This window comes from Streptomyces sp. NPDC021356 (assembly GCF_040641015.1).
Taxonomy (GTDB): domain Bacteria; phylum Actinomycetota; class Actinomycetes; order Streptomycetales; family Streptomycetaceae; genus Streptomyces.
In genome coordinates, this window is record NZ_JBFACU010000004.1 from 218956 (window position 1) to 242967 (window position 24012).

Consider the following 24012-nt stretch of genomic DNA (forward strand, 5'->3'; position numbering starts at 1 on the left):
CGGCCTGATGCCGGCGGTCGGCATCAGGCGGCGGTGCCGCCGGGGCCCGGACGGGGGCAGGCCGCGCCGCAGTCGCGTCAACCGTCCCGCACGATGCCGCCGGCGGTGCGCGCGGCGGCGCGGGCACGGGCGCGCGCCTCCTCCAGTGCGGGGCGGTGCTCGGCGATGACCGCTGCCTGCTCGCGTACGTCGAGGGCCCGCACCGTGCGGACCCAGCCCGTCCGCCGCTTGCAGCGGGCGTCGGCGACGGCCGTGCGTCGCTCTGCCTCGGAGGGCCGGTCGTCGTCGGGGCGGTGGACGGAGAGGAAGCGTTTCAGGTCCTCGTCACGGCGGTCGTCGCCGTTCTGCGCCTCGCGGGGCGTGGCGTAGTGGTAGCCCGCCCCGCGCATACAGGCCGACCACAGCCGGTCGGCGTGCGTCCAGGCGGGGTCCTGCTGCGCGCGTCGCCGGCTCTCGGAGCGCAGGGTGAGGACCGGGTCCGGTGCCGCGTACCGGTCCCGGCCGTAGATGCGCAGGTCGGCCCGGCCCAGGCAGCCCCGTTCGGGGATCGGGTGACCGTGGACGCTCCTCGGGTCGTCGCCGAAGCCCGCCCCCGTGAGGGCCAGGTATTCGGGCAGCGTCCACTTCCTGTCCGGTGCCGCGCGCCGGTACTCGGCGGCCGGGGCCCGGTAGCCGTAGGTCGCGGCCTCCTCGGGGTTCTGGACGCCGTAGCGGTGGTCGCGGTCGGCGACGATCATCAGGCCAAAGACCGTCTTCCCGTCGGCCGGGCGCTGCGGCCGACCCGGCGGGTGTGCGGGGTCCAGGTCGCGCAGGTTGTCGAAGCCGAGGCCCCGCATGCACTCCTTGGCGAGGGTCCAGCGGGCGACGGCGACGGTGTGCGTCTCGGCGGGGGTCATCTCGTAGGCGTCCAGCGGGTCGGCGTCCAGGGTGCCTGCCGCCGCCGGACCGGCACCGGCGAGCCCTGCGCCGGGCCGGTCGCCGCAGACCGTGAGCCCGAGGCCCAGGGCGAGAAGCAGGACGGGGACGGTGGCTCTGCGCATCCGCCCAGCCCATCAGGGCCCCTTCGCCGAGACTGTGACGGAAGCCATAGTTCCGGGTCACAGGCACATCACAGGTGGGCGGGGAACACACCGGTCCGCCCGGGCGTTGGTCCCTGCGGCAGCAAGGGAGGCCCAGGAAGTGCACGGTGAGTACAAGGTGCCCGGCGGCAAGCTCGTCGTCGTGGACGTGGAGTCCGAGGACGGCGTGCTGCGGCGGGTGCGCGTGGCGGGTGACTTCTTCCTGGAGCCGGACGAGGCCCTGGACGCGGTGAACGCGGCGCTGGAGGGCGCCCCTGCCGACACCGACGCGGCGGGCCTCGCCGCCCGCATCGACGCGGCGCTCCCCGCCGGCACGGTCATGTACGGACTGACCTCGGAGGGCGTGGGGATCGCGGTGCGCCGCGCGCTGGCCCACGCCACCGACTGGACCGACTACGACTGGCAGCTGATCCACGAAGGCCCCCAGTCCCCCGCCCTGCACATGGCGCTGGACGAGGTGCTGACCGCCGAGGTCGCCGCGGGCCGCCGGCCGCCGACCCTGCGGGTGTGGGAGTGGGCCTCCCCCGCGGTGATCATCGGCAGCTTCCAGTCGCTGCGCAACGAGGTGGACGCCGACGGTGCCGCACGTCACGGCGTCGAGGTGGTGCGCCGGATCTCCGGCGGCGGCGCGATGTTCGTCGAGCCGGGCAACACCATCACGTACTCCCTGTCGGTGCCCGACGCGCTCGTGCAGGGCCTGTCCTTCCAGGACAGCTACGCCTACCTGGACGACTGGGTCCTCGGCGCCCTCGGCGACATGGGCATCCGGGCCTGGTACCAGCCGCTGAACGACATCGCCACCGACCAGGGGAAGATCGCGGGCGCCGCGCAGAAGCGGATCGTCGGGCCGGGCGGCGGGCCGGGTGCGGTCCTGCACCACGTGACCATGTCCTACGACATCGATGCCGGCAAGATGCTCGACGTGCTGCGCATCGGGCGGGAGAAGATGTCCGACAAGGGCACGAAGAGCGCGAAGAAGCGGGTGGATCCGCTGCGCCGGCAGACGGGGCTGGCGCGCGAGACCGTCATCGAGCGGATGATCGAGTCCTTCGACAGCCGGTACGGGCTGACCGGCGGCAAGGTCACCGACGAGGAACTGGCCCGCGCCCAGGAGCTGGCGCGCACCAAGTTCGGTGCACCGGAGTGGACCGCGCGCGTGCCGTGACGCGGTGACCGCCCCGGCGACCGACCTCCGGCCACCGACCACCGGCGACCGGCGACCGGCGACCATGCACGCTGTCCCGGCCGGGGGCACGGTGGTGCCCGGCCGCGTGATCGCCCGGGCACGGAGCGAGTTGGCACTTCCGCCGCACAGGCGGGCATGTGACACTGTCGTCCCGTCCACACTGTGGACGTGCTTCGCAACGTCCCTCCCCCCACACGAGAAGTGTGCCGTGCGTGATCTTCCCCTGCCGCTCGCACTCACCGCGCGGCTGACTCCGGTCGTCGTACTCGCCTGTGCCGGCTGGGCGTTGACGTCCGGCCCGTTCGCCGCGTCGTCCGCCGACGGGCCCGAGGCGGGCGGACAGGGCGCCGGCACCACAGGCACCCGGTCGGGCTCGGCGTCCGGCTCCCCCGCGGTGCCGGGGGCGTCCTCCGGGACGTCCGCCACCGGGCAGCCGAACGCGTACACGTCGGCCCCCGCGCCGTGCACCGCCGTCTCCACGAAGACCGTCACCGCGCTGGTCCCCGGCGCGAAGACGGCGGGCAAGGAGATCGCCTCGACGGACGAGAGCGTGCGCCGGACCTGTTCCTGGAACGCGCTCAAGGGCTACGACTACCGCTGGCTCGACGTGTCCTTCGAGGTCATGCGGACCGACGAGGCGGCCACCGCCGCCTACCAGCAGCGCACCGCCGCGAAGAGCGGCGGCGGTGCGGTGCCCGGCCTCGGTGACGCCGCGTACTCCGTCGTGAACCTCACCACCGAGAAGAAGCAGCAGACCCGTGAGGGCGTGGTGCTGGTCCGCGCAGCCAACGCGCTGGTGGCGGTGACGTACAACGGCAGCGACTTCGAGACGAAGAAGGCACCCGCCACCGACGAGATCAACAAGGGTGCCATCAAGGCGGCCAGGGAAGCGGTGGCCGCGCTGCTGGGCGGCCGGTCCCAGGGGAACTGACCGCCCCGACCGGACCCGACCGCCCCGTGCACGTGCTCGGCCCGCGTCAGCCGACGGCCCATGTCAGCCGACGGCCCGCGTCAGCCGACGCCCCGGGTCCGCCGGCCCGGCAGCGACAGCAGCAGGTACAGCACGATGGACGTGCCAAGGCCCACGGCCCAGCCGTAGTCGGCCAGCGGTCGCAGGGCCGGGACCGGCCGGCCGTCGATCAGCGGATGGAAGTCCGCGCCGCCGACCGCCAGTACGCCGCCCACGACGAAGGCGGTGACGGCCCGCCAGTTCCAGCCGCCCGCGTACCAGTAGCGTCCGCCGGCGCGGTACAGGTCGCCCAGGTCGAGGCGGGCGCGGCGCAGGATCCAGTAGTCGGCGATGAGGATGCCCGCGACCGTGCCGAGCAGCCCGCCGACCAGGCCCAGCCAGGTGAAGATGTAGCCCTGGGGGTCGGAGTAGAGCTTCCAGGGGCAGATCACCACGGCGAGCACGGCCGTGATGAGGGCGCCGGTACGGAAACTCACCCTGCGCGGCGCGACGTTGGAGAAGTCGAACGCCGGGGAGACCAGGTTGGCGGCGATGTTCACCGACAGGGTCGCCACCAGCACGGTCACCAGCGCGTACAGCAGCCCCACCGTGTTGTCCGTCTTCGCCGCCAACTGCACGGGATCCCACACCGGTTGGCCGTAGACGGCCTGTGAGCCGGAGGTGACGAGCACCGACAGGAACGCGAACAGCGTCATGGTGGTGGGCAGGCCGAGCGCCTGCCCCCGGGTCTGCGCCCGCTGGCTCCTGCCGTAGCGCGTGAAGTCGGGGATGTTCAGGGAGAGCGTCGACCAGAAGCCGATCATGCCCATCAGCGAGGGCGCGAACAGTTTCCAGAAGCCGGCGCCCCAGCCCAGCTTCGAGGGCTGGTCGAACAGCGGGCCGAAGCCGCCGGCCTTCGCGCTCATCCACCACAGCATCACGAACGCGCCGACGAGGACGAAGGGCGCCGCCCAGTTCTCGAAGCGACGGATGGTGTCCATGCCCCGGAGGATGACGGCTACCTGGATCACCCAGAAGAGGGCGAAGGACAGCCACATCGTCCAGGCGTACCCGCCGATGCGGGCGGCGCCCGTCCAACCGTCCCCGATCAGCTTCCCGGCCAGGAAGTAGATCGCCTCGCCGCCGATCCAGGTCTGGATGCCGAACCAGCCGCACGCCACCAGCGCCCGCACCACGGCGGGCAGGTTGGCGCCGCGCACCCCGAAGGACGCGCGGGCGAAGACCGGGAACGGAATGCCGTACCTGGGTCCCGCGTGGCCGGTGAGCAGCATCGGGACGAGCACGATCAGGTTGGCCACGGCGATGGTGAACACCGCCTGCTTCCAGTCCATGCCGACGGCGATCAGGCCGGAGGCGAGGGTCCAGGAGGCCGTGTTGTGGGCCATGCCCACCCACAGGGCGGAGAAGTTGTACGTGGTCCAGGTGCGCCGCGCCACCGGGACCGGGAGCAGGTCGGCGTTGGCGTAGGGGCCGCTGGGCGGTGGAGTGCCGGGAGCGAGTTCCACGCGCCCGTCAGGGAGGGTGACCTGGGCGGTCGGTGGTATGCCCGGGGGTGCGGTGTCGGTCATGGACGGCCCCAATCGACAGGGGTGTTGGGCTATCTGGGGTTGACGACGGGAATGACCTGGCGGCCGTACGCGTCGATCACGGCTTCGCGCGCGTCGTGCATCGCGTACACGGCGAACTGGTCCACGCCCAGCTCGCGCAGCGCGTTCAGCTTCTCGATGTGCCGCTCGGCCGGTCCGATCACGCAGAACCGGTCGACGATCTCGTCGGGCACGAACCGGGTGTCCGGGTTGCCGCTGCGCCCGTGGTGTGCGTAGTCGTAGCCCTGGCGGGCCTTGATGTAGTCGGTGAGGGCGTCGGGTACGGCGGCGGAGTGCTCGCCGTAGCGGCTCACCAGGTCGGCGACGTGGTTGCCGACCATGCCGCCGAACCAGCGGCACTGCTCACGGGCGTGGGCGAGCGCCTCGGGCGAGTCGTCGGCGGTGACGTAGGCGGGGGCGGCCACGCAGACCTTCACCGCGGCCGGGTCACGCCCGGCGGCGACGGCGGCGTCCTTCACCGCCTTGACCATGTACTCCGTGAGGTACAGGTCGGCGAGCTGGAGGATGAAGCCGTCGGCCTCCTCGCCCGCCATTTTCAGGGCCTTGGGCCCGTACGCGGCCATCCAGACGGGTACTTCGGCGCCCGGCCCGACCCAGGGGAAGCGGACGGTCGTGCCGCCGAGGTCGGCCTCCTCTCCCCTGCCGAGCGCCCGGATGACCTTCATGGCCTCGCTGATCCGGGCCAGCGTGTTGGGTTTGCGGCCGGCGACGCGCATCGCGGAGTCGCCGCGCCCGATGCCGCACACCGTGCGGTTGCCGAACATGTCGTTGAGGGTGGCGAAGGTGGAGGCGGTGACCTCCCAGGTGCGGGTGGACGGGTTGGTGACCATCGGGCCGACGGTCAGGTGCTGGGTCTGCGCGAGGATCTGGCTGTAGATGACGAACGGTTCCTGCCACAGCACGGCGGAGTCGAAGGTCCAGCCGTAGCGGAAGCCGTTGTGTTCGGCGCGCTGCATCAGGCTGATGACGCGCGAGGCCGGCGGGTCGGTCTGCAGGACGAGTCCGAAGTCCATGGGCACCGCTCCTAGTCGAGGTACTGGCAGGTGGAGCGCGGGGTGTAGACGCCGTGTCCGGCGCGTCCGGTGTACTCCCGCTCGGTGATGACGGGCTCGCCGCGCGAGAGCACGGTCTCCACCCGGCCGGTGACGCGGCGGCCCTCGTAGGCCGAGTAGTCGACGTTCATGTGGTGGCTCGCCGCGGACAGGACCTGCTCGGCGTGCGGGTCGTAGATCACGACGTCGGCGTCGGCGCCGGGCGCGAGGGTGCCCTTCTTCGGGTACAGGCCGAACATGCGGGCCGGGGCGGCGCAGGCGATCTCGATCCAGCGGCGGCGCGAGATGTGCCCGTCGACGACTGCCTGGTGGAGCAGGTCCATGCGGTTCTCCACGCCCGGCAGGCCGTTGGGGATCCTGGAGAAGTCGCCGCGGCCCAGCTCCTTCTGGCCGGTGAAGCAGAAGGGGCAGTGGTCGGTGGAGACCACCTGGAGGTCGTCGGTGCGCAGGCCGCGCCACAGGGACGCCTGGTGGTCCTTGGGGCGCAGGGGGGTGCTGCACACGTATTTGGCGCCCTCGAAGTCCGGTTCGGCGAGGTTGTCGGTGGACAGGAACAGGTACTGCGGGCAGGTCTCGCCGAACACGGGCAGCCCTTCGTCGCGGGCCCGGGTCAGTTCGGCGACCGCCTCGCGTGCCGAGACGTGCACGACGTACAGCGGGGCGCCCGCCACCTGCGCGAGCCGGATCGCACGGTGGGTGGCCTCGGCCTCCAGCAGGGCCTTGCGGACCTCGCCGTGGTAGCGCGGGTCGCTCTCGCCGCGGGCCAGGGCCTGGGCGACCAGGACGTCGATGGCGATGCCGTTCTCGGCGTGCATCATGATCAGCCCGCCGTTGCCGGCGGCGCGCTGCATGGCGCGCAGGATCTGCCCGTCGTCGCTGTAGAACACGCCCGGGTAGGCCATGAACTGCTTGAAGGAGGTCACGCCCTCCTCCACCAGCAGATCCATCTCCTTGAGCGTGTCCTCGTTCACGTCGGAGACGATCATGTGGAAGCCGTAGTCGACGGCGCAGTTGCCCTCGGCCTTGGCGTGCCAGGCGTCCAGGCCCTCGCGCAGGGCGCCGCCCTTGGACTGGATCGCGAAGTCGACGATGGTGGTCGTGCCGCCCCAGGCGGCGGCCCGGGTGCCGGTCTCGAAGGTGTCCGAGGCATGGGTGCCGCCGAAGGGCATCTCCATGTGGGTGTGTCCGTCGACGCCGCCCGGGATGACGTACTTGCCGGTGGCGTCGATGGTCCGCTCCGCCGTGAACGCCTCGGCGGCCGGGGTGCCGGAGGCGGCGAGGGCGGCGACGCGGCCGTCCTCCACGAGGACGTCGGCGTGCGTCTCGTCGGCGGCGGTGATGACGAGGCCGCCGCGGATGACGGTACGGCTGCTCATGGTCCCACTCCTTGCAGGTGACGTGCCGGGTCAGGGGGCGGTCAGCGGCGTGTACGCGCCCGGCGCCCGGTCGCGGTAGAACTGCCAGCGGTCGCGGACCTCGCGCAGTTTGGCCAGGTCCAGGTCGCGGACGACGAGTTCGGGTTCCTTGTCGCTCGCCACCTCGCCGACGAACTGCGCCTCGGGGTCGACGAAGTACGACGTCCCGTAGAAGTCGTCGTCCCCGTACTCCTCGACGCCGACCCGGTTGATGGCGCCGACGAAGTACTCGTTGGCGACGGCCGCCGCCGGCTGCTCCAGCTGCCACAGGTAGCCGGACAGGCCGCGGGAGGTGGCCGACGGGTTGAAGACGATCTCCGCGCCGGCCAGGCCGAGCGCCCGCCAGCCCTCCGGGAAGTGCCGGTCGTAGCAGATGTAGACGCCGACCTTGCCCACGGCGGTGTCGAAGACGGGCCAGCCGCTGTTGCCCGGCCGGAAGTAGAACTTCTCCCAGAAGCCGTGCACCTGCGGGATGTGGGTCTTGCGGTACTTGCCGAGGTAGGAGCCGTCCGCGTCGATCACCGCGGCGGTGTTGTAGAGGACGCCGGGCCGCTCCTCCTCGTACATCGGCAGGACGAGGACGATGCCCAGCTCCCGGGCGAGCGCCTGGAAGCGGCGGACGGTCGGGCCCTCGGGGATCTGTTCGGCGTACGCGTAGAACGCCGGGTCCTGGACCTGGCAGAAGTACGGTCCGTAGAACAGTTCCTGGAAGCAGAGGACCTGGGCGCCCTGGGCGGCGGCGTCGCGCACCGCCTGCTCGTGCGCCACGATCATGGACTCCTTGTCGCCGGTCCAGGCGGTCTGGAAGAGGGCGGCACGGATCACTCGGCTCATCGAAACCTCCGCTGCTCGATCGGTGTGGGGCGAGCGTAGGGAGGCGGCGGCCCTGCTTTTGAGGTGCACGCTGTCACGTCCGCGGGGGTAGGGCGTGCCACCGTGTCACCCTGGCGCCGCCGCATGCCTCACCGCCGTCCCCGTTGCCCGTCACCGTCTTCACTGCTGTTGCGCGTCGTGCGCGAGGAGTGCGATGTGCACCGAGGCGGCCTGCTCGAAGTCGTCGAGGTCCACCCCGAGACGCCCCTGTATGGCCTCCAGGCGCCGGTAGAGCGCGGGCCGGGAGACATGGTGGAGGCGTGCGGTGCGGGACTTGTTGCGGCCGGTGGCGAGGTAGGTGCGCAGCACGTCCAGCAGGTCCTGGTCGGTGCCGCACAGCAGCCCGTCCAGCTCCCGCTCGGCGAAGGACTGCACCCGCGGGTCGTCGCGCAGCAGCCGGATCAGCCCGCGCAGGTGGACGTCCCTCAGCCGGACCACGACCGGCAGGTGGCGGGCACCGGCGGAGTCACCCACGGCATCGGCCACGTGCCGTGCCTCCCGCAGCCCGGCGGGCACGTCGTCCCATCCTCCGCGCGCCTGTCCGGCGGCCACGACCGGCGCCGCGTGCGGGGGGTCCGCGTCCCGGGACGCCTGTCCGACGGCCACGACCGGCGCCGGCGGGGGGTCCGCGCCCGGGGACGCCTGTGCCGGGCGGCCGGGTCCCGGGTCCGCGCGCAGCCGGGCCGCGAAGTGGGTGGTGAGGGCTTCGGCGTCCTGGTCGCGCGGGAGGCTGAGCAGGACGGCGGTGAGGCCGTCGGACAGTTCGGCGACGAGTCCGGGCAGGCCGAGCAGGCGCAGCAGCCGGTCGAGTGCGGCCGGGCCGGCGTCGCGCACGACCAGGGGCACGAAGGTGCGCCGGTTGACCGGCAGGCCGGCCGCGCGGGCCCGGGGCAGCAGCTGCCGGGCCGGTACGGTCTCGCCGACCAGGTCGGTCAGCAGGCTCTGCGCGCACTGTTCCTCCCAGGAGCCGCCCGCGCCGCCGCCGAGCATGCGGTGCAGGACCAGGGCCTCGGCGGCGCGGTCGGCCAGCAGCCGTCCGGTGGTGGCGTCACCGCGGTGGCCGCAGAGCACGATCCGGCCCCAGTTCTGCCCGCGTCCGCCGAGTTCGGCGCGGATCCAGCCGTCGCCCTCGGTGCCTCCCCCAGTGCCTGAATGGCCTGGGCGGTGCCCCCATGCCTGCCGGGCGATGCGTTCCCAGTCGCGCAGCACGTCGTCCACCGCGGAGCGTTCGCCCGCCGTGGCGAGGACGCGGTGGGCGAGGTTGGTGACGACGACGGGGCAGGCGCTGTGCCGGGCGATCTCGTCGAGCAGGGCCTGCAGCGGGGCGCCCGCGGTGATCAGTGCGGTGAGTGCGGTGCGTACGGTCTCCGAGAGGCTGACCGAGGCGAACTTCTGCCGTACCAGCCGGGACTGGACCTCCTCGGTCAGCTCCGCGAAGGGGAAGGGCCGGTGCAGGACGACCAGCGGCAGCCCGCACCGCTCGGCGGCCCGGCGCATCACCTCGGGCGCGGCGGGGAACGCCCGCCCGAGGCCCAGCACCACGGCCGCGGCCTCCGCGCGGTGCAGGGAGCGGATGTACTCGGCCTGCTTGTGTTCGTCCCCGGCGAGCAGCACGCCGGTGGTGAGCACCATCTCGCCGCCACTGAGCATCACGCCGACGTCCGCGGCCTCGGCGACGTGCACCCAGCGCACGGGCCGGTCCAGCCGGGCGGCGCCGGCCACCACCTCGGGCTCCCCGGCGAGCACCCTCTCCAGGGTGAGCACCTGGCGGACGGACAGGACGCAGGAGGCGTGCTCCGGCGGGTTCCAGGGGACCGGTCCCGAACGGCCGCGGGCGCTCGGGGACCTGTCCGGGGCGGTGGTCATGGGCGGCACTCCCCTCTTCTCGCCTCGCTCGCCACGGGGTTCGCCCCGGGCGCGCTCTCAGGAGGCGGCGCGCAGCGCGTCCGCCAGGATCGCGGCGCCCTCCTCGGCCTCCGCGACGGTCAGGGACAGTGGCGGGGCGATGCGCAGCGCGCTGGTGTCGTGGCCGCCGCCCTTGCCGATGAGGAGGCCGCCTTCCCGGGCCGCCTCCAGCACGGCGGCGGCAGCGCGCGGGTCGGCCTCGTCGGTGCCGGGCCTGACCAGTTCGACGCCGATCATGAGCCCGCGGCCGCGGACTTCCCGTACGCCGGGCAGCCCGGCGGCGACGGCCCGCAGCCGCTCGATGAGCAGTCCGCCCACGCGCCGGGCGTTGCCCTGGAGGTCGTGTTCGACGAGGTGGTTGAGGTTGGCGAGGCCGGCGGCCATGGTGATCTGGGTGCCGCCGAAGGTGGAGATGCTGTTGGCGTCCAGGCAGTTCATGATCTCGGCGCGGGCGACGACCCCGCCGATGGACATGCCGTTGCCGATGCCCTTGGCGAAGGTGACGATGTCCGGCGGTCCGCTGCGTCCGTGCGCCTGCCAGCCCCAGAAGTGGTCGCCGGTGCGGCCCCAGCCGGTCTGCACCTCGTCGGCGATCCACAGGATGCCGTGGTCCTCAAGGACGTCCCGGAAGGCGGCGTACAGGCCGTCGGGCGGGGAGGTGAAGCCGCCGACCCCCTGGATGGGTTCGGCGATCAGCGCGGCGGGCGGGCGGGTGTGCCCGAGGAGGTCCTCGAGGTCGTCCACGCAGGCCGCGACGAACTCGTCGTCGCCCAGGTGGGCGAAGGGGCCGCGGGTGCGGACGCCGCCGTGGACGTACAGCGTCTGCAGCGGGGAGAGGGAACTGGGCGACCAGGAGCGGTTGCCGGTGATGCCGATCGCGCTGAAGGAGCGGCCGTGGTAGCTGTTGCGCATGGCCAGCACCGTGTTGCTGCGCCGGTACGTCGTCGCCAGCAGCAGGGCGGTGTCGTTGGCCTCGGTGCCCGAGGTGGTGAAGAAGACGCGGGCGTCCGGGATGCCGCTCAACTGGGCGATTCGCTCGGCCAGTTCGACCATCGGCCGGTTGAGGTACAGGGTGGAGGAGTGGATGATCCGGGCGGCCTGCTCGCTCACCGCCTTGGTGACCTCGGGCAGCGCGTGCGCGGTCATGGTGGTCAGGATGCCGCCGAAGAAGTCCAGGTAGCGGCGGCCTTCGGTGTCCCAGACGTGCCGGCCCTCGCCGTGGGTGATCTCCAGCGGATCCTCGTAGTAGAGGGCGAGCCAGTCGGGCAGGACGGCCCGGTGACGGTCGTACAGGTCGTTCACGGCTGCACCAGCCCTTCGTAGGCGTCGGGGCGGCGGTCGCGGTAGAAGGCCCACTGCTGCCGCACCTCTTCGATGAGGTCGAGGTCGAGATCGCGGACGACCAGTTCCTCGGTGGTGTCGCCGGCGACGTCGCCGACGACCTGTCCGCGGGGGTCGACGAAGTACGACGTCCCGTAGAAGTCGTTGTCGCCGTACTCCTCGCGGCCCACACGGTTGATCGCGGCGACGAAGTACTCGTTGGCGACGGCGGCGGCGGGCTGTTCCAGCCGCCACAGGTAGGAGGACAGGCCGCGGTGGGTGGCGGAGGGGTTGTAGACGAGCTGGGCGCCGTTCAGGCCGAGCTGCCGCCAGCCCTCCGGGAAGTGGCGGTCGTAGCAGATGTAGACGCCGACCCGGCCCACGGCGGTCTCGAAGACCGGCCAGCCGAGGTTGCCCGGCTTGAAGTAGTACTTCTCCCAGAACCCCTCGACCTGCGGGATGTGGTGCTTGCGGTACTTGCCGAGGTAGCTGCCGTCCGCGTCGATCACGGCGGCGGTGTTGTAGTAGAAGCCGGACTGCTCGACCTCGAAGACCGGGGCGACGACGACCATGCCGGTCTCGCGGGCCAGCTCCCGCATCCGGCGCACGGTCGGGCCGTCCGGGACCGGCTCGGCCCAGCGGTAGTGCTCCGGCTCCTGGACCTGGCAGAAGTAGGGCGCGTTGAAGACTTCCTGGAACCCGATGATCCGGGCGCCGCGCCGGGCCGCCTCGCGGGCGTGCTCCTCGTGCTTGGCGACCATGGACTCGGTGTCGCCGGTCCAGGTCGCCTGGACCAGGGCCGCACGGACGACATTGGCCATGAGCTGCTCCTTCGACGTACGTCAGAGCCTCTACGCCCGTAGAACACACGTAGAGGCACGAACGTAAGCCTCCCCGGCCGCCTTGCCAAGACCATCGTCGCGAACCCGCGGAGTCGATCGTGATTCACACTCCGCTGGACGAGCCCGCGGGCCGGGCCGGGGCCCCGGGCCGGTGGGCCCCCGACGTGCCCGGACGGACCGGACACGCCCGCGCCCGACATGCCCGAGCGCACAGAACGTGCAACCGTGGGCATGAGCCCCGCTCACCCGGTTACCCGGCGGGAGCCACCCGTCAGCGAAGGAACGGAAAGCGATGACCAGCGGCTTCGTCGGCCCGGAGGGCGATCGCGACCCCTTCGGCGAATTCTTCGCCCGGTTCTTCGGCGGCACCCGCCCCGGTCCCCGGCACGTCGACATCGGCAGGCTCCTCAGCCAGCCCGCCCGGGAACTCGTCAAGGGCGCGGCGCAGTACGCCGCCGATCACGGCAGCCGGGACCTGGACACCGAGCACCTGCTGCGCGCGGCGCTCGCCACGGAACCCACCCGCTCCCTGCTCAGCAGGTCGGGCGCGGACCCCGACTCGCTCGCCACGCAGATCGACGAGCGGTCCGGGCCCGCGCAGAGCCCGCCGGGCGACGCACCACCGCCCACCGCCCTCTCCCTCACCCCGGCCGTCAAGCGGGCCCTGCTGGACGCGCACGACATGGCGCGGGCCAGCGGCGCCGGGTACATCGGCCCGGAGCACGTGCTCAGCGCCCTGGCGATGAACCCCGACTCGGCGGCCGGGCACATCCTGAACGCGGCCCGGTTCGCCGCCTCCGGCCTGCCTGCGGAGACGCAGGACACCAGCGCACCGCCGGGCACCGAGCACCGGCAGCCCACCGGCACACCCACCCTGGACAAGTACGGGCGCGACCTCACCGAGACGGCCCGCCAGGGCCGGATCGACCCGGTGATCGGGCGGGACCAGGAGATCGAACAGACCATCGAGGTGCTCTCCCGGCGCGGCAAGAACAACCCGGTGCTGATCGGTGACGCGGGCGTCGGCAAGACGGCCATCGTCGAAGGGCTCGCGCAGCGCATCACCGACGGCGACGTGCCCGACATCCTGCTCGGCCGCCGGGTGGTGGCCCTGGACCTGACGGGTGTCGTCGCGGGCACCCGCTACCGGGGCGACTTCGAGGAGCGGCTGAACAACATCGTCACCGAGATCCGCACCCACTCCGAGCGCCTGATCGTCTTCATCGACGAGCTGCACACCGTGGTCGGCGCGGGCGGCGGCGGTGAGGGCGGCTCCATGGACGCGGGCAACATCCTCAAGCCCGCCCTCGCCCGCGGCGAGTTGCACGTCGTGGGCGCGACCACCCTGGAGGAGTACCGGCGGATCGAGAAGGACGCGGCGCTGGCCCGCCGCTTCCAGCCGATCCTGGTGCCCGAGCCGACCGTCGCCGACGCCATCGAGATCCTGCGCGGGCTGCGCGACCGCTACGAGGCCCACCACCAGGTCCGCTACACCGACGAGGCCCTGGTGGCCGCCGTGGAGCTGTCCGACCGGTACCTGAGCGACCGGCGGCTGCCGGACAAGGCGATCGACCTGATCGACCAGGCGGGCGCCCGGGTACGGCTGCGCGCCCGCACCAAGGGCACGGACGTACGGGCCATGGAGCGCGAGGTCGAACAGCTCGCCTGCGACAAGGACCAGGCGGTCGCGGACGAGCAGTACGAGCAGGCCACGCAGTTGCGCGACCGCATCGGCGAGCTGAAGCGGCGCATCGCCGAGACCGGCGGCAACGAGGAGGCCGACGAGGGGCAGCACCTGGAGGTGACCCCCGAGGCCGTCGCCGAGGTGGTGTCCCGGCAGACCGGCATCCCCGTCAGCAGCCTCACCCAGGAGGAGAAGGAGCGCCTGCTCGGCCTGGAGGAGCACCTGCACCGGCGGGTCGTCGGCCAGGAGGAGGCCGTCGCCGTGGTCGCCGAGGCGGTGCTGCGCTCGCGTGCCGGTCTGGCCAGCCCCGACCGGCCCATCGGCAGCTTCCTGTTCCTCGGCCCGACCGGCGTCGGCAAGACGGAACTGGCCCGGGCGCTGGCGGAGGCGCTGTTCGGCAGCGAGGACCGCATGGTCCGCCTCGACATGAGCGAGTACCAGGAACGGCACACGGTCAGCCGCCTGGTGGGCGCCCCGCCCGGGTACGTCGGCCACGAGGAGGCCGGCCAGCTCACCGAGGTCGTACGCCGCCACCCGTACTCGCTGCTCCTGCTGGACGAGGTGGAGAAGGCCCACCCGGACGTCTTCAACATCCTGCTCCAGGTGCTCGACGACGGGCGGCTGACCGACTCCCAGGGCCGCACGGTGGACTTCACCAACACCGTCATCGTGATGACCAGCAACCTCGGTTCCGAGGCGATCACCCGGCGCGGTGCCGGGATCGGGTTCGGCGCGGGCGGCGCGGAGGCGGACGAGGAGGCGCGGCGCGAGCAGATCCTGCGCCCGCTGCGCGAGCACTTCCGGCCCGAGTTCCTCAACCGCATCGACGAGATCGTCGTCTTCCGTCAGCTCACCCCCGAGCAGTTGCGGCAGATCACCGCCCTGCTGCTGGAGCGGACCCGCAGGCTGCTGCACGCGCAGGGCGTGGCCGTCGAGTTCACCGACGCGGCCGTGGACTGGCTGGCGCAGCGCGGCTACCAGCCGGAGTACGGAGCCCGTCCGCTGCGCCGCACCATCCAGCGCGAGGTCGACAACCAGCTGTCCCGGCTGCTCCTGGACGGGCGGGTCGGTGAGGGCAGCCGGGTCACGGTGGACGTCGAGGACGGCCGGCTCTCCTTCCGCCCGCAGGACAGGGAGCCCGCCCCGGCGCCCACCGAGTGAGGACGGCGCCGGGGGACGGCGCCGGACGCCGGGGGCGGGGGCGGGCTCGCGACCGCGGCCCGCCCCCGGCGTCCGTCGTGCACTACGTGACCGCTTCGGACGTGCGCCACGGACATGCGCTACGGGGCCCCTTCGCAGCGCGTGCGCCACGGGACCGGAGGGTGGTGCGCTACGGGGCCGGAGGGTGGTGCGCTACGGGGCCGGGTGCACGACCATCGCCGAACCGCCGCCCCTGCGCACCTTCTCCGCCGCCGCCAGCCACCTGCCGTCCGGCAGCCGCTGGACCCCGGTGGCCGCGCCGATCTCCGGGTTGAGCTTGAAGGAGTGGCCGATCGCCTCCAGCTGCTTCCTCAACGGGCTGTCGTAGAGGGCGGGTTCGAGTTCGGTCTGGGCCGCGTTGCGCTGGCTGGCGCGGGGCGCGGCGATCGCGTCGACCAGCGGCAGGTGGCGGTCGAGGAACCCGGTCAGGGTCTGCAGCACGGTGGTGATGATGGTCGCGCCGCCGGGCGAACCCAGCGCCACCACGGGGCGGTTGTGCCGGTCGAGCACGATGGTGGGTGAGATCGACGACCGCGGCCGCTTGCCCGGGCCCGGCAGGTTCGGGTCGTGCACGGCCGGGTTGGCGGGCGCGAAGGAGAAGTCGGTCAGCTCGTTGTTGAGCAGGAAGCCGCGGCCCGGGACGGTGATGCCGCTGCCGCCGGTCTGTTCGATGGTGAGGGTGTACGAGACGACGTTGCCCCAGCGGTCGGCGGTCGTCAGATGTGTGGTGTTCTCGCCCTCGTACGTCGTCGGCGCGGCCGTCCCCCCGGCGCCGCACGCGGCGGGCCGGCGCGGGTCGCCGGGCGCGAGCGGGCTGGTGAGGACGGCGTCGTCCTTGATCAGGCAGGCGCGGGAGTCGGCGAAGCGCTGGGAGAGCAGGCCGCGGGTGGGCACGTTCTCGAAGGAGGGGTCGCCGACCCAGCGGCCCCGGTCGGCGAAGGCGATGCGGCTCGCCTCGATGTAGTGGTGCAGGTACTGGGCCTCGCTCGCCTTGGAGAGGTTCGTCCGCTCCAGGATGTTCAGCGCCTCGCCGACGGTGGTGCCGCCGGAGGAGGACGGCGCGATGGAGTAGACGTTCAGGCCGCGGTACGAAGTGCGCGTGGGCGCCTGGAGCTTGGCGTGGTAGGCCGCGAGGTCCTTCTCTGCGAGTTTGCCGGGCCGGGCGTTCCAGCCCGAACCGGGGGCGAGAGGCGGGCGGTTGACGGTGTCGACGATCTCGTCACCGAGGTCGCCGTGGTAGACGGCGCCGACTCCCTTCCTGGCCAGCTCCTCGTAGGTGCGGGCGAGGTCGGGGTTCTTGAAGGTCGAACCGACGGCGGGGAGCCGCCCGCCGGGCAGGAACAGCTTCGCGGTGGCCGGGAAGTAGCGGAAGCGGGTCTCGTTGGCCGCCGTCTGCGAGCGGAAGGTGTCGTCGACGGTGAATCCGTCGCGGGCGAGCCGCTCGGCGGGCTTCAGGACCGTACCGAGCCGCCTGGTTCCCCATTCGTCCAGGGCCTTCTGCCAGGTGGCGGGGGTGCCCGGGGTGCCGACGCTCAGGCCGCTGGTGACGGCGTCGTCGAAGGAGAGCGGCTTGCCGTGCTCCGTGAAGAGGTCCTCGTCGGCACTCAGCGGCGCGGTCTCGCGGCCGTCGATGGTGTGCACCGTGCGCGACTTGGCGTCGTAGTAGACGAAGTAGCTGCCTCCGCCGATGCCGGAGGAGTAGGGCTCGGTGACGCCGAGGGCGGCGGCGGTGGCCACGGCCGCGTCGACGGCGTTGCCGCCCTTCCTCAGCACCTCGATACCGGCGGCCGAGGCGTCCGCGTCGACGCTCGCCACGGCGCCGCCGTAGCCGGCGGCCACGGGAACCTTCTCGACCGGTTTCGGCCTCACGTCCGGCCGCGCGGCGGGCGGTGCCGCCGCTCCCACCGAGACCACGGCGGCCGAGACCGCCAGGACCGTCAGTTTCCGTACACCAGGGCGACGCATCCGCACCTCCAGTCAGAGACCGTCCGCGCAGCCTATTCCATTGCCATGATCCCGTCAGGACCATCTCGAACACGGTACCGTCCGAGCCGCCGGCACGCTCCTCGCGCGACGTGCTCGGTCCCGGAGCCCCGGAGCAGGCCTCGCCGCCCGGGAGCGTGAACTCCGCCGGCGCCTCCGCCGGGGTCGGCCGCCCGGCATGCCTGATTCCGGTGTGGGAGGTACCGGTTCCTCCGCCGGGACAGGGATGTCACCGTCGGCGTTCGACGTACCGGGCGGGCCGCGGCTGGGGCCGTGGGCGGGAGAGCCGGTCGGCGCACGCGCACCCGGCAGCGTGTTCGAATCCGGCGCACTCGCCCCTGAGGAACCGGGGGCTCCTGCGCGCCTTCCCGGGCGAGGCGGCTCGCCGCCGCCGGAAGCGGAGCCCGCCGGTCCGTCGGCTCCGCGTCGAGCACAACCCGCCCGGCGCGCAGCTGACCTTCTGCTCGCCTGCGGACGACCCGGAGTGGCTGTCCGTACCGCCGCGCGAGCAGTGATCTCCGGCTGCCGCCGGCCGGGTATGGCTCTGTGGACCGCTGCCCCCTGAGACGGTCGCGAACGCCATATCGTAGTCGAGGTTCGGGCCGATGAGTCCTCCGGCGTGGAGGAAGGCCCGCCGACGCGGCATCGCGGGAACGTCAACGGCGACTTTGCGGCGTTTGCTGCAATCTCCGTCGCCCGGGGTCTTTGTCCTCTCCGCCGGCGCGCTCGCTCAGCCCTCGGCGACCTCCGCATACAGCTGGGAGAGCTCCGGTACGCCCTCCTCGGCCCACGCGTGCCCGGCCTCCACGACGGCGATCTCCCGGCCGGAGGCGAGCCGCACGACGGGATGGCCGTTCGGCCACAGTTCCCAGGCCGCCCCAGGCATCGTGCGCACGATGACCGTGCCCAGATAGAGCCCGGCGTCGATGCCCAGCCACGACACCGTCTCGGCGTCGTCCCGCCAGCGCGGCAGCAGCTGGTCGAGTGCCTCCAGGGAGGCGGGCGACCCGTCGAGCCGGACGCCGGCCTCGGCGGCCAGCGCGCGCAACTGTTCGCAGGTGGAAAAGAGGTCGGCGAGATCCGCCGCGGTCGGGGAGCCGTCGCCGGCGGAGATCACCGTGACGCCGACGGCCGGTGCGTGCCTCTTGCGCCAGTTGCCCAGGAACGGGAGGTCCATGGCCCCAGCGTGACACCGCGACCGCCGCGCGCACCACAGGGCGGGCCGCCCTGAGTGCGTCCGCGGGGAGTGCCGGGCCGTCCACGCCGTCGTCTCCCCGGCGCCTACAGGTCCAGGTCGACCACCACGGGCGCGTGGTCCGAGGCGCCCTTGCCCTTGCGCTCCTCCCGGTCGACGTAGGCGTCGGTGACCGCCTTGGCGAAGGGCTCGTTGGCGTACACCAGGTCGATGCGCATGCCGCGGTTCTTGGGGAAGCAGAGCTGGCGGTAGTCCCAGTACGTGAAGGGGTGGTCGTACTTCAGGGGCCGGGGCACCACGTCGGACAGGCCCGCCTCCCGCAGGGAGGTGAGGGCGGCGCGCTCGGCCGGGGTGACGTGCGTGGAGCCCTCGAAGGCGGTGCGGTCGTAGACGTCGTCGTCCGTCGGCGCGACGTTGTAGTCGCCGAGGACGGCGAACGGGCGGCTGCCGGACGCGTCGCCGGCGACGGCCGCCCTCAGCGCCTCGAACCACTGCAGCTTGTAGGCGTAGTGCGGGTGGTCCACCTCGCGGCCGTTGGGCACGTAGACCGACCAGACGCGCAGCGGGCCGCAGGTCGCCGAGAGGGCGCGGGGTTCCTCGACGCCGTCGTACCCCGGGTCGCCGGGCAGGCCCTTGACCACGTCGTCGAGGCCCACTCGCGAGAGCACCGCCACGCCGTTCCACCGGCCGGTGGCGTGGACCGCCGCTTCGTAACCCAGCTCGCGCAGCTGGTCGAACGGGAACTGGTCCTCGGCGATCTTGGCCTCCTGGAGGCACAGCACGTCGGTGCCGCTGCTCTCCAGCCAGGCGAGCAGCCGCGGGAGGCGGGCGGTGATCGAGTTCACGTTCCAGGTCGCGATGCGCATGCCTCACAACCTACCGGGAGGCACTGACAACCCCCGCTGCACGGCCCACTGCCGGCCGGCCCCCTGCCGGCCGGCCCCTCCCCGCGGGCCGCCCCGGTGCCTCACATGTCGGCGGAAGCCCCCGGGGTCAGCCGCAGGTGCTCCGCCCCGCCCAGGGAGCCGATCTGGTGGTCGTAGACCGGGCGGGCCAGGTCGGTCAGGAGCGCGTCGTGGATGTCGTAGGCACGCTGCGGCTTGACCTCCCGAACGTACTCGATCACTTCCGCGATCTTGTTCCAGGGCGCCATCACGGGCAGCAGCAGGGTCTCCACCGGCTGGTCGGGCACGGTGAGGGCGTCACCCGGGTGGAAGACCTTGCCGCCGTCGATCAGGTAGCCGACGTTGGTGATGCGCGGGATGTCCGGGTGGATCACGGCATGCAGTTCGCCGTGGACCCGCACGTCGAAGCCCGCGGCCGTGAAGGTGTCCCCGTGGCCCACGGTGTGGACGCGCCCGGGGAAGGCCGCCGAGATCTGCTCCGCGACCGACTTCAGGGTCCAGATCTCTGCGGCCGGGTTGGTTTCCATGCCCGCCCGCAACCGGTCCTCGTTGAAGTGGTCCAGGTGCTCGTGCGTGACCAGGATGGCCTCGGCGCCGACCGCGGCGTCCTCCTCGCTGAAGGTGCCGGGGTCGATGACGAGGGTCCGGCCGTCCTTCTCCAGGCGGACACAGGCGTGCGACTTCTTCGTGAGCTTCATGTGTCCCATCCTGCCGCGTGTACCGGGCGCGCGGCCCGTTCAGCGTGGTGTTCCTGGTGCCCGGCTGGACGATGACCTCGCTCACCGCGGGGCCTGACGGACCGGGTGGTCGGCCGTGGGGGCGGCCCCTTCCGCCCGGTGCGTCCCCGGCCCGACGCCTCCGCTCGCCCGCGGGCCGACCGGCGTCACTCGGTGGGCGTCGTCTCCTCCTGTATGACCCGCTGCGCCACCCGGAAGGCGCTGCCCGCGGCGGGCATCCCGCAGTAGACCGCGGTCTGGAGCAGCACCTCCTTGATCTCGTCCGGAGTGAGGCCGTTGCGCAGGGCGGCCCGGGTGTGCGCGGCCAGGTCCTCCAGGTGGCCGCCCACGGCCAGGGCGGTGAGCGCGACGCAGCTGCGGGTGCGCCGGTCCAGGCCGGAGCGGCCCCAGACGCCGCCCCAGGTGGAGCGGGTGAGGAATTCCTGGAAGTCCCCCGAGAAGTCGTCGGCCTCCGCCAGCTCCCGGTCCACGTGCGCGTCGCCGAGCACCTCGCGCCGGATCTTGAGACCCGCGTCGTACGGGTCCGCCCCGGGCGTGGGCTGGGGCTGCACCGCCGCCGGAGCGATCTCGGCGATCGGCGCGCTCGGCGGGGTCTGCGGCGGCGGGGCCAGGACGGGCTTGGCCGGTGCCGCGACGATCGCCATCTGGCCCGTGCTCGACTCGAAGGCGGGCTGCCATGCCGTGGAGAAGTGCCGCACCAGCAGGTCCGTCACGGCGGCGGGCTGCTCCACCGGCACCAGGTGGGAGGCGCCGGGCACGACGGCCAGGCGGGCGTCCCGGATGCCGGCGACCAGTGTGCGGGCTTCGGCCGGGCCGGTGACCTGGTCGTCGGAGCCGACCAGGACCAGCGTGGGCACGCCGACCCGGCCCAGCTCCGCACGGACGTCGAAGGCGGCCAGCGCCTCGCAGGCGGCGATGTAGCAGCCGGGGTCGGTGGTGCGCACCATCTGCACGGCCCAGTCGGTGATCGCGGGCTGGGCGGCGGCGAACCCGGCGGTGAACCAGCGGTCCGGGGACGTACGGGCGATGGGGTCGAGACCGTTCGTACGGACGATCACCCCGCGCTGGCGGAACTCGTCCGCCGTGCCGAACCGGGGCGAGGCCGCGATCAGAGCGAGGGAGGCGAGGCGCTCCGGGTGGCGCAGGGCCAGCTCGACGCCGATCGCGCCGCCCAGCGAGCAGCCGGCGTAGCCGAAGCGCTGCACGCCGAGCCCGTCGAGGGTGGCCAGCAGCCGGGCGGTCAGGTCCTCGACCGAACCGACCGGATGCGCGGGCGCGCCGCCGTGGCCCGGCAGGTCGAACCGGAAGACACGCCACTGCTTCGTCAGCTCAGGGACCTGCCGGTCCCACATGTGCCATGTGGTACCCAGTGAGGGACCCAAGATCAGGACCGGAGCGTCTTCTGGCCCGTCAAAGCGGTATTGCAGGGTGTTCGGGGGTGTCTCACTCACGCCCCAGACCCTCTCACGTCTCACGAAATCTCACACGGTCAGGGGAACCCGGCGGCGCGTGACCTCGCGGCGCGGCATGCCCGGCGCTGCCGAGACCCTCATGGGTCCACGTACGGGTTCTTCGATGTGCACGCCTGACCGTGGGGACAGTGCGTCCTCCCGGCTCGCGCACCCTCGCAATCCCTGCGCCGCACAGCTTCCCACCCTCGGCACGGCTTCCAGACGGTCTGGTTTGCAGCAAAGCGTGTAGTGCCGTCCCCAAGGATCGGCATGAGGCACCTGAAAACCTTCCGGGATTCACCGACGAACAGCCCGAACGCCACACGGCGGGCAAGCTCTGCCTTCCCTCGCAGGAGGGGAGACGTTGGCCGTAGCCTGGCCGCCCTTCCCCCTTGCCGTCGCTGGTCCACAGCCAGCAGCGGCTTCCGGGTTCACTCGATTTGACTGCCATACGGCTGGGCAGGTCGCTCAATCGGCAGGCCGCCTGAGTCACGCTTGCCCCTCCGTCGCAGCACCGTGCAGGCCGTCCCACGTTGTGGCGGCTCCGCGGAGGTCCTCCACGTCCGGCTTCACGTACCACTTCTTGGTGGTCTTGACGTTCGTGTGTCCGGCCCACCGGGCAAGGATGTGATCCGGCACGCCTTTGTTGGCGAGGTATGTGAGGCAGGAGGAGCGAGCGTCGTAGAGGCGCACTCTGCGGAGTTCAAGGATCTCCATGAGCCGGTAAGCGCGTCTGCGGAGCTGCTTGATCGTGAAGGCTTCCCCGGTCTCGTGCACCACGACGTATCCGGAATCCGAGTAAGCCTCACCGAGGACGAGCTTCTCCTTGGCTTGGAGAGCCCTGAACGACTTGAGGGCAGCCAGCACCGGCGCCGGCAAAGGAAGATCCCGTTCCCCGGCCAGGGACTTGGTGTCTTTCTCCACAACGTACCGATTCCCCATCATTGTCCGCGTGTTGGCTATGGTGATCGTGGCGGCTTCCAAGTCCACGTCTTCCCATCGGAGTCCGCAGACTTCAGCCGGACGTAGACCCATGAGGGACAGCAAGAGAGCAGCGTAAAGCCGTTCTGTCCGGACACCGTGAATGAACGTCTGAATCTCCTGCACGTTCCACGGCTTCACCTCCTGCTTCTTCTTTCGCTCTTCTTTACGTGCCCTACGTGGGATGGTCACATGTTGGGCTACATTCATGGTTACTAGCCGACGCGTAACGGCTCGATTCAGGGCGTCCTTCAATCGGGCGAGACTCATCTCCACGCTGGTCACTCCAAGCGGAGTACCTGCTTTGTCACCGCGCAACCGCCCATGCTTCAACGCCCAGTGCATCCAGTTTTCTACATCTTCCTCGGTGAGTTCTTGAAGCCGGATGCGCCCCAACCTCTCCCGAACTCGATCGAGGGTAACCCGATAGTTGTAAATAGTGGTCTCTTCCAGATCCTCTGCCTTCATGGCCAGCCACTGATCAAGCCACTCATTTACATTTATCTGGTTGGGCAGTACGAACGTCCCTTCCTCGCGGCGGTTGGTGATGCGCGCGTACTCAGCCTTCGCCTCCTTGAGAGTGGCGAACGTACGAGTCAGCTGTTTGCGCCTCCCGGTGGCAGGGTCGATGCCTACGTCGACTACGAACCGGTAGCGCACCTGTCCCCTGGAGTTGGGTGGAAGCTTCTTGATCGGAACGGACAGGGGGTACTCACTCTCCTTCAAGGGGACCTGCACGAGCAGGGCGCCGGATCATCTGGCTGGCACCAGACCAGTGCCATTCCGTTTCACGAGCTGCTGAGTTCGCTGCAGCTCCGCCGCCAAGCACAGCCGCGCATGCGAACGTCCTCAAGGAACCTCACGATCGCCGGTTTTGCTAACCGGCGATCGTCGTCTATGTTGCGCACCGCATCACGAAGGCAGCATCGGCTTAGGCTCGCCGCAGCCAGGGCCAGCCGACGCGCAACCAGGTGCGCGCCGTCCGTGGCGAGCACGAGCAGACCGTCATCGGTGAGGCGGTCGAGATTCCGGGCAGCGAGTCGCTCGTCCTGATGGCGAGTGCCACTTGCCGTGTGGCGGCGCCAAGACGTGCCGCACGGTATGCGAGGGCGGCACTGACGCTGCGATAGCCGGGTTGCAACAGGTCCTCGCCGAACAGGCCAGCCACGCAAAGGCAGACGTACAGCTCGGCGGAAAGGGTCCCGTAGTCGCCGGCTGCCTGGCTGTACCAGGCGTTCAGACGCGCCGCGGGTATAAAGAGCGGGTGCAGTGAAGCGAGCGGATCGAATAGCGGGGTCAGACAGGCGGACCTCCCCGAGTAGGAGCCCTGCCAGCAAGGCAGTCAAACGGGTGCAGGATTCCAAGGCATTTCGCAACCCGAGCCGCAGTGGACCACCTGCACATCCTGGCCTGGTGTTTTCCGGGACGTTGTACGTTGACATGGTCCGGACGGAGGTATCCAGTCCTGTGGTCCTATTTCTCGTCTGCCGTGAGCGAATGGCCGCCGACAGCCAGCAAATCCTCCTGTCGTGGGCTTGTGAAGCGCACGAGCCCCGGCGCCTGCCTCATGCAGCCGCACGACCTCGTTGATGAGAACCTGCCACCGCGGTGCCGAAGCGACGCGCCA

17 protein-coding genes are annotated in these 24012 nt (G+C 71.6%); 3 read left to right on the forward strand and 14 right to left on the reverse strand.

Annotation, left to right across the window (positions count from 1 at the left end; translation table 11 throughout):
• Positions 1-77: 77 nt before the first annotated feature.
• Positions 78-1040 (reverse strand): hypothetical protein, encoded by a 963-nt coding sequence (locus AB0G56_RS06855; RefSeq protein ID WP_360964776.1) that lies wholly within the window; start codon positions 1038-1040, stop codon positions 78-80.
• A 139-nt stretch (positions 1041-1179) separates the two neighbouring features.
• Here AB0G56_RS06855 and AB0G56_RS06860 point away from each other — a divergent pair, with 139 nt between their 5' ends.
• Both AB0G56_RS06860 and AB0G56_RS06865 read left to right on the forward strand, forming a co-directional pair.
• Positions 1180-2244: a biotin/lipoate A/B protein ligase family protein gene (locus tag AB0G56_RS06860; protein ID WP_360964779.1), complete on the forward strand. Its 1065-nt coding sequence runs from the start codon at positions 1180-1182 to the stop codon at positions 2242-2244.
• Between the two features lie 229 nt (positions 2245-2473).
• Positions 2474-3196, forward strand: coding sequence for a hypothetical protein (locus AB0G56_RS06865; protein WP_360964782.1), 723 nt, complete (start codon positions 2474-2476; stop codon positions 3194-3196).
• Between the two features lie 80 nt (positions 3197-3276).
• Here AB0G56_RS06865 and AB0G56_RS06870 read toward each other — a convergent pair whose 3' ends face one another.
• The 7 genes from AB0G56_RS06870 to AB0G56_RS06900 all read right to left on the reverse strand — a co-directional run bounded on the left by AB0G56_RS06870 (position 3277) and on the right by AB0G56_RS06900 (position 12228).
• A complete protein-coding gene (locus tag AB0G56_RS06870; protein ID WP_360964784.1) occupies positions 3277-4803 on the reverse strand; it encodes an NCS1 family nucleobase:cation symporter-1 in 1527 nt (508 codons plus the stop codon).
• 29 nt (positions 4804-4832) lie between these two features.
• The gene (locus AB0G56_RS06875; protein WP_360964787.1) at positions 4833-5855 is read right to left on the reverse strand and encodes a TIGR03842 family LLM class F420-dependent oxidoreductase; all 1023 of its coding nucleotides are present in this window, start codon (positions 5853-5855) and stop codon (positions 4833-4835) included.
• 11 nt (positions 5856-5866) lie between these two features.
• The gene (hydA, locus tag AB0G56_RS06880; protein WP_360964790.1) at positions 5867-7270 is read right to left on the reverse strand and encodes a dihydropyrimidinase; all 1404 of its coding nucleotides are present in this window, start codon (positions 7268-7270) and stop codon (positions 5867-5869) included.
• Between the two features lie 30 nt (positions 7271-7300).
• The gene (locus AB0G56_RS06885; RefSeq protein WP_360964793.1) at positions 7301-8143 is read right to left on the reverse strand and encodes a nitrilase-related carbon-nitrogen hydrolase; all 843 of its coding nucleotides are present in this window, start codon (positions 8141-8143) and stop codon (positions 7301-7303) included.
• Between the two features lie 159 nt (positions 8144-8302).
• Positions 8303-10048, reverse strand: a complete 1746-nt coding sequence (locus AB0G56_RS06890; protein ID WP_360964796.1) for a PucR family transcriptional regulator ligand-binding domain-containing protein — start codon at positions 10046-10048, stop codon at positions 8303-8305.
• A 57-nt stretch (positions 10049-10105) separates the two neighbouring features.
• Positions 10106-11389 (reverse strand): aspartate aminotransferase family protein, encoded by a 1284-nt coding sequence (locus AB0G56_RS06895; RefSeq protein WP_360964799.1) that lies wholly within the window; start codon positions 11387-11389, stop codon positions 10106-10108.
• Positions 11386-12228 (reverse strand): nitrilase-related carbon-nitrogen hydrolase, encoded by an 843-nt coding sequence (locus tag AB0G56_RS06900; RefSeq protein WP_360964802.1) that lies wholly within the window; start codon positions 12226-12228, stop codon positions 11386-11388. Before AB0G56_RS06900 ends, AB0G56_RS06895 begins: the two co-directional genes overlap by 4 nt.
• Before the next feature lie 313 nt (positions 12229-12541).
• Between AB0G56_RS06900 and AB0G56_RS06905 the strand changes: the two genes are divergently transcribed.
• The gene (locus tag AB0G56_RS06905; protein ID WP_360964805.1) at positions 12542-15094 is read left to right on the forward strand and encodes an ATP-dependent Clp protease ATP-binding subunit; all 2553 of its coding nucleotides are present in this window, start codon (positions 12542-12544) and stop codon (positions 15092-15094) included.
• 192 nt (positions 15095-15286) lie between these two features.
• Here AB0G56_RS06905 and ggt read toward each other — a convergent pair whose 3' ends face one another.
• The 6 genes from ggt to AB0G56_RS06935 form a co-directional block, all read right to left on the reverse strand.
• Positions 15287-17098 (reverse strand): gamma-glutamyltransferase, encoded by a 1812-nt coding sequence (gene ggt, locus AB0G56_RS06910; RefSeq protein WP_360964808.1) that lies wholly within the window; start codon positions 17096-17098, stop codon positions 15287-15289.
• 748 nt (positions 17099-17846) lie between these two features.
• Positions 17847-18293, reverse strand: a complete 447-nt coding sequence (locus tag AB0G56_RS06915) for a DUF6278 family protein (protein WP_360964811.1) — start codon at positions 18291-18293, stop codon at positions 17847-17849.
• Between the two features lie 104 nt (positions 18294-18397).
• Entirely contained in the window at positions 18398-19177 is a 780-nt protein-coding gene (locus tag AB0G56_RS06920; RefSeq protein WP_360964814.1) for an exodeoxyribonuclease III, read from the reverse strand.
• Between the two features lie 101 nt (positions 19178-19278).
• The gene (locus tag AB0G56_RS06925) at positions 19279-19914 is read right to left on the reverse strand and encodes an MBL fold metallo-hydrolase (RefSeq protein WP_360964816.1); all 636 of its coding nucleotides are present in this window, start codon (positions 19912-19914) and stop codon (positions 19279-19281) included.
• A gap of 185 nt (positions 19915-20099) precedes the next feature.
• Positions 20100-21404, reverse strand: a complete 1305-nt coding sequence (locus AB0G56_RS06930; protein WP_360964819.1) for an alpha/beta fold hydrolase — start codon at positions 21402-21404, stop codon at positions 20100-20102.
• 489 nt (positions 21405-21893) lie between these two features.
• A complete protein-coding gene (locus AB0G56_RS06935; RefSeq protein ID WP_360964822.1) occupies positions 21894-23111 on the reverse strand; it encodes a tyrosine-type recombinase/integrase in 1218 nt (405 codons plus the stop codon).
• Positions 23112-24012: the final 901 nt, after the last annotated feature.

Bases quoted from the DNA above. Each gene is read 5' to 3' on its own strand.
- AB0G56_RS06855 (WP_360964776.1), bottom strand. From the start codon at position 1,040: ATGCGCAGAGCCACCGTCCCCGTCCTGCTTCTCGCCCTGGGCCTCGGG.
- AB0G56_RS06870 (WP_360964784.1), bottom strand. From the start codon at position 4,803: ATGACCGACACCGCACCCCCGGGCATACCACCGACCGCCCAGGTCACC.
- AB0G56_RS06875 (WP_360964787.1), bottom strand. From the start codon at position 5,855: ATGGACTTCGGACTCGTCCTGCAGACCGACCCGCCGGCCTCGCGCGTC.
- hydA (WP_360964790.1), bottom strand. From the start codon at position 7,270: ATGAGCAGCCGTACCGTCATCCGCGGCGGCCTCGTCATCACCGCCGCC.
- AB0G56_RS06885 (WP_360964793.1), bottom strand. From the start codon at position 8,143: ATGAGCCGAGTGATCCGTGCCGCCCTCTTCCAGACCGCCTGGACCGGC.
- AB0G56_RS06890 (WP_360964796.1), bottom strand. From the start codon at position 10,048: ATGACCACCGCCCCGGACAGGTCCCCGAGCGCCCGCGGCCGTTCGGGA.
- AB0G56_RS06900 (WP_360964802.1), bottom strand. From the start codon at position 12,228: ATGGCCAATGTCGTCCGTGCGGCCCTGGTCCAGGCGACCTGGACCGGC.
- AB0G56_RS06905 (WP_360964805.1), top strand. From the start codon at position 12,542: ATGACCAGCGGCTTCGTCGGCCCGGAGGGCGATCGCGACCCCTTCGGC.
- ggt (WP_360964808.1), bottom strand. From the start codon at position 17,098: ATGCGTCGCCCTGGTGTACGGAAACTGACGGTCCTGGCGGTCTCGGCC.
- AB0G56_RS06915 (WP_360964811.1), bottom strand. From the start codon at position 18,293: ATGGACCTCCCGTTCCTGGGCAACTGGCGCAAGAGGCACGCACCGGCC.
- AB0G56_RS06920 (WP_360964814.1), bottom strand. From the start codon at position 19,177: ATGCGCATCGCGACCTGGAACGTGAACTCGATCACCGCCCGCCTCCCG.
- AB0G56_RS06925 (WP_360964816.1), bottom strand. From the start codon at position 19,914: ATGAAGCTCACGAAGAAGTCGCACGCCTGTGTCCGCCTGGAGAAGGAC.